The organism is Caballeronia arationis, assembly GCF_001544975.2.
GTDB classification, from domain to species: Bacteria; Pseudomonadota; Gammaproteobacteria; order Burkholderiales; family Burkholderiaceae; genus Caballeronia; species Caballeronia arationis.
Window position 1 is genome coordinate 1 of the sequence record NZ_FCOG02000564.1, and the last position, 700, is coordinate 700.

At 57.9% G+C, this 700-nt stretch carries 1 protein-coding gene; it reads right to left on the minus strand.

Annotated elements, in window-relative coordinates; translation table 11 throughout:
- Nucleotides 1–77: 77 nt before the first annotated feature.
- Nucleotides 78–566 carry a low affinity iron permease family protein gene (locus AWB81_RS43870; RefSeq protein WP_200822663.1) on the minus strand — a complete coding sequence of 163 codons (489 nt, stop codon included), beginning with the start codon at nucleotides 564–566 and terminating at the stop codon, nucleotides 78–80.
- Nucleotides 567–700 lie beyond the last annotated feature (134 nt).

The following is a 700-nucleotide window of genomic DNA, read 5'->3' on the forward strand; positions in this document are numbered from 1 at the left end:
CGGTAGACGCTGATCTCGCTCAGGACCAGCGGCGCATCGGAAATTGTGGAGACTGTGCCCGAACGACGGCGCGTTGGCTAGGCGCGTGGCAGTGCTGTCCCGGATCCGTCATCTCGGTCCTTGGCGCCTCGCGGTTGCTCGTCACCACCATCGCGATTGTCGACGAAGGGAGAATCGGTGTCGCTGCCGCCGGCGCGCAGCGCCGATCGCGCTTCCTCAGCCAGTTTTTCGTAATGTTTGCGGAAACGGCTTAAATCTTTTTCCTCGAGTTCTTCGAGATCAAGCAGTGCGTTGTGAGCGCCTTCCATTGCTCGGATCAACTCATCGAGCTTGATTTGCATCGCGGCCGTGTCGCGGTTTTGCGTATTCTGGATCAAGAAGACCATCAGGAAAGTGACGATTGTGGTGGACGTGTTGATCACGAGTTGCCAGGTGTCGCTGTAGTGAAAGAATGGTCCCGTGCTCGCCCAAGTGACCACAAGGAAAACGGCCAGTGCGAAGGTGGCGGGCCTACCGGTCATCGTGGACAGGTAGCTTGCGAACTTCGAAAACCATTTGCTGTTCATCACGCTCTCCGGTTAGTTGGTCCACCTCAGGATGATCCCACGGCGCCAGCAAACTTTATCTCGAGTGAATCAGACGGGTTTGCAAACGAGGCCGGCCGAGTGCCGACCCGTCGGCGCCTTGCATCAAAGCTGGG